At 77.7% G+C, this 4,251-nt stretch carries 1 protein-coding gene and 1 pseudogene; both read right to left on the bottom strand.

Annotated elements, in window-relative coordinates; genetic code table 11:
• Positions 1-2,838: pseudogene (locus K6I33_RS32460) on the bottom strand (hypothetical protein); the annotation flags it as partial.
• Positions 2,839-3,076: 238 nt separating this feature from the next.
• On the bottom strand, positions 3,077-4,251 hold a 1,175-nt coding region (cbiE, locus tag K6I33_RS32455; protein ID WP_229358178.1), incomplete at its 5' end, for a precorrin-6y C5,15-methyltransferase (decarboxylating) subunit CbiE.

Genomic DNA, 4,251 nt, shown 5'->3' with positions numbered 1-4,251 from the left:
GCCGGGAGCGGGGGCGGCGGTGCCGTCGGGGACGGCCTGCTCACCCTCGGCGGCGGGGGCGGTCGCCGCGACGGGCGCCTGTGGCGCGGCAGCGTCGGCCACGGCCTCGGCCGGCTGCGGGGCGTCGGCGACACCGGGCCCCGCCTGCGCGGGCGCGGTTTCGTCGGTTACGACAGCGGTGTCGGGCTGCTCACCGCCGGTGGCGGGTGCGGCCGGTGCTGCCGCGTCCTCGGTCGCGGGGGCGTCGGCCGCCTGCGCGGACGCACCACCGTCGACGGGGGCGTCGGACTGCTCGCTTCCGGCGGCGGTCTCATCCGCAGCCACGGCGGGTGCGGCCTGCGATGCCGTGTCCTCCGCAGGCGCGCTGCCGTCGGCGACGGCGACGGACTGTGCCGGAACGGGCTGTCCGTCTCCGATCGCGGAGGCGTCGGCGACGGCAACGGGCTGCTCGCCTTCGGCGGCGGAGGCAGGCGGCGATGCCAGGTCCTCGGCAGCAGGGGCGTCGGCCGCCTGCCCGCTGTCGGTGGCGACTGCCATCTGCGGCGCCGCCTCCTCGGCCGCAGGGGCGACGGCAACCTGCTCCGACGCAGTGCCGTCAGCGACGGCACCGATGTCGGCCTGCGAGCCATCGACCCGCGTGTCAACGACGACAGGAGTCGTGGAGTCGGTGACCGCCTCGGGGGCGGGCATGGCGTCGACCACGGCCAGCGGGACAGGGGGCTCGAGGAAGGCCATGACGCCCATGCCCCGCACCCCGGCGGGCGCACCCTGGACAGGTGCCGCCGCCGGAACGGCGACCGGGGCCGGCGGCTGATCGTCGGTGGTCTGCTGTACGGGGTTCGGAACGGCCTCGGGCGGTGTGACGACGTCACCCGGCACGCCTGCGACGGCTTCCTGGAGCGGCACCTCAGCCGACGGCACGTCACTCGGAACGACCTCGGCGACCGGCTCGGCGGCCTCGGCCGCGACATCGGCCGACGGCACGTCATCCGCCACGGCTGTAGCCGTCTCCGCCGCCTGCGCGACCGCGGGGATCTGCTCCGGCACGGCCGGAACGGGCCCGGCCTGGGCATCGGCCACCGGCTCGGCGGTCTGGCTCGCCCCGGCGGCGGCCGGTACGACGGACTCGGCCGACGGCGCGTCATCCGGCGCGGTCGGGGCCGGCTCGGCAGCCGGGACGGCCTCGGCCGTCGCCTCGGCCGACGGCGCGTCAACGGGCGCGGCCACAGCCGGTTCGGCATCGGCCGACGGCACGTCGCCCGGCGCGACCGGCGCAGCGGCGACAGCGGACGGCTGCTCGGGCGCGAGGTCTGCGGCCACCGCCCCGGCGACGTCAGCCACCGACGGCGCATCGCCCTGCACGACGGGCACGACAGGCGCGACGGCATCAGCCACAACCGCACCAGCCGCGCCTTCGGCAGACTGCACGTCAGCCGCCACGACCGGCTCCTGCTCGGCCGCGAGGCCATCGGCCACCGGCCCAGCGGCAGGCTCGGCCGGAACAGCCCCGGCCGATGTGTCGGCCGACGGCGCGTCCACAGGGGCGGGTACCTGCTCGGGCGCGACGCTCCCGGCCGCCGCCCCAGCGCCGTCACCCGGCACGGGCGCGTCCGGAACGGCGGGCGCCTGGTCCGGTACGACGGCCTCAGCCGGAACCACACCGGCCGCGCCTTCGGCAGACTGCACGTCACCCGGCACGTCCGGCACACCCACCTCGGCGGGCGCCTGCTCGGCCGGGACGTCCACGGCGACCGGCCCAGCGGCGTCGGTCGGGGCGTCAGCCGGGGCGTCAGCCGGAACGACACCGGCCGCGTCCTCGGCCGGCGGCTCGGCGGTCACCACCGCACCAGCGGCAGGCTCGGCCGGAACGGCCACAGCCGGCTCGCCGGTCATCGCCCCGGTGGCATCAGCCGGAACGGCCTCACCGGGAACGGCCTCGGCCGGAACCGCCGGTGCCACCGGTGCCGCCGGAGCCGCCGCGACCGGAGCCGTCTCGGCAGCCGCACCGCCGGACTCGGCGGTGCCCGGTCCACCGGGCACCGCCCCCACCCCAACGGGCACGGGCGTGCCCGCCGGCGGAGTCGGCGCCACTCGGTCGACGAGGGCCTGGGCCGCGCCGGGGGCGACCGTCATGACGGGGACGGGCTCGGGGACCGGCTCGGGCGTGGGCTCGGGGCCGCGCGGGCCGGGGAGGCCCGGCGCGGCGGCCGAGCCACCGTCAGGGGCCGTCACCGGGCCTGCGACGCCTATGTCGTGGGCGGCGGCCGCGACCGCGTCACCCGCGTGCTGCGGCGGCACGAAGGCCACCGGCGGAACGTCCGTGGCCGGAACCGCGGGCGGAACCGCAGGCGGAGCCACGGGCGGTACGTCCGCCGGCGGAACGTCGAGGTACTCGACGCCGCCGACCGGCGGGGCCGGCGGGCGGACCGGGGAGCCGACGGGCTGCTGCGGGGCGGCGGGGCCGCGGTCGGCGAGGGAGCGGACGACACCGCTGTTGGGCTCCGGTACGGGCGGGCCCAGGTGGAGCGGGCGGCGCGGCTGCGCGGGCGCGGCGGCCTGTGCCGGGGTGCGCACGCTCGTGTAGTCGAGGGAGCCGGTGTCGCGGCCGCCCGTCTCGTGCGTACCGCCCTGGACGGTGGGCTGCTCGCTCCAGGCGCCCTGGGCGCCCGGCATCAGCAGCAGGTCGTCCTCGTCCGCGGCGTCGTGGTCGAGGTAGGAGTAGGCGGTGGGATCCCCGGGGTCGGCAGGGGCCGTGCCATCCGCGGAAAGCGGGTGGCCGGGCAGTGCGCCTGCGTTCTCCGGCTGTCCCTCGTCCGGGAACCGGCCGGTGTCGGTCATGCGTACCCCTCGCCCATCGGTAGTGCTCCTTCCAACCGCTCACGCCCATGGAGAAGAACGAGTGCGTGTACGTCGCGGCACGTTGTGTACCGTCCGGAGCCACCCTGCCCTGTACGTGCCAAGCGGGAGGCGCGTTCGGGGCATTGACGGCTGTGGTGTCGGACACCGAGTCGTTCCGGGACGGCCCGGGCGGCTGCACAACGATCCGCCAGCCTACCCCGCGGACGGTCGCCCGTTCTCAAGGGTGCGTACGACGGCCACTCAGAAGGAAGGCTACGGCGCGCTCCCGCTCCGTCCAGGCGCTTGTGTCCAACTCCACTGCTTGGAGCAGCGTGCACTCCACGGCGTACCCGCCCTCCGCGAGCGCCCTCCCGATGGCCTCGGCGTCGTCACGGGTGGCGGCGTGGGCGACGATGCGCTCGGGGCGGCGGTCCGCGCAGGCGGCCACGACGGGGGCTCCCCCGCCGCCGACCCGGACGACGTCGGGCTCCGGCAGGTCCTCCAGGACCTGCGGGGCGACGCCCTGGACGATCTGGAGCTGTACGCCGTAGCGCCGGGCGACGGTGGCGGTGCGGCGGCAGGCGGCGGGGTCGAGGTCGACGGCGATGACGGCGGCGCCGAAGCGGGCGGCCTCGACGGCCGCCGCGCCGCTGCCGGAGCCGATGTCCCATACGAGGTCGCCCACGCGCGGGCCGAGCCGTGCCAGTTGGGCGGCGCGGAGTTCGGTGGACTCCCCCTCGCCGGGACCGCCGCCACCGGTGATGTCCTCGGCGGCGTCCGGGCCCGTCGCGTAGGCGTCCGCCGGCAGCGCCCAGCCCCGCAGGGCCGGCGGGTAGCCGGGGTCGCGGCCGGCGATCCAGCCGCCGCGGCCGGTGGGGGCGCCGAAGCCGCCGATGACGATGACGACGTTGGGGTCGCGCCAGGTGTGGTCGGCGGCCCGGTCGGAGGTGACGACGGTGACCTGCTCGCGCTCGGTGCCCAGTTCCTCGCAGATGACGAACGTGCGGTGGACGGGGCCGAGGAGCAGGGCGAGCTCGGCTGGGCCGGCGCCGGGCGAGGTGAGGACGGCGACCTTGGGGTGGGCGCGGCAGACGTTGACGGCGCGCCGCAGGTCGCGGCTGTGGGCGACGACGACCTGGGCGTCGTCCCAGGGCATGCCGGCCCGGGCGAAGGCGGTGGCGACGGAGGAGACGGCGGGCACCACCTCGACCTCCAGGCCGTGCTCGGGGGCGCGCAGGGTGCGGACGACGCCGAAGAAGCCGGGGTCGCCGTCGGCGAGGACGACGGCGGAGCCGCGGTGCCGGGCGATGCGCCGGGCGGCGAGGTCCACGCTGCCGAGGCGGACGCGCTCGGCGTCGGCGGGCACCTCGGGCAGGGCCAGGTGGTGGGCGGCGCCGGCGACCAGGGTGGCGG

Origin of the sequence: Streptomyces sp. UNOB3_S3, from assembly GCF_020740895.1 — a bacterium.
Classification (GTDB): domain Bacteria; phylum Actinomycetota; class Actinomycetes; order Streptomycetales; family Streptomycetaceae; genus Streptomyces.
The sequence above is the reverse complement of the archived record's forward strand: the minus strand, read 5'-3'. Positions and strand labels throughout refer to the sequence as shown.